At 40.6% G+C, this 276-nt stretch carries 1 pseudogene; it reads right to left on the bottom strand.

The annotated features are described in order from the left end of the window. Positions 1-64: 64 nt before the first annotated feature. Positions 65-276, bottom strand: a pseudogene (locus AAEY98_RS22300) (homoserine kinase); the annotation flags it as partial.

The following is a 276-nucleotide window of genomic DNA, read 5'->3' as shown; positions in this document are numbered from 1 at the left end:
GCTTCAACAAACGACACTTTTTGTGAATATTCTTTTAAATTATGTAATTGCATGACTCTTTTTCCTATAAAACATTTAATTGACGCGTGCCGTCGTTATCTAATTTACAAATATGACAAAAGCCTTGTTCGTTGATGTAATTTTCCTCTAGCCACTGCGCGCATTGCTCTGCCGCTTCAAGCGTTTTACATACACTAAACAAGGTCGGCCCTGCGCCTGAAATACTCACAACTTCAGCACCCAGTGCTGGTAAGCTTGCTTTGGCATCACTAAAGC

The organism is Shewanella sp. AC91-MNA-CIBAN-0169 (assembly GCF_040310165.1).
In the GTDB taxonomy this organism is placed as follows: Bacteria; Pseudomonadota; Gammaproteobacteria; order Enterobacterales; family Shewanellaceae; genus Shewanella.
This window is presented reverse-complemented; position numbering and strand designations above follow the sequence as displayed.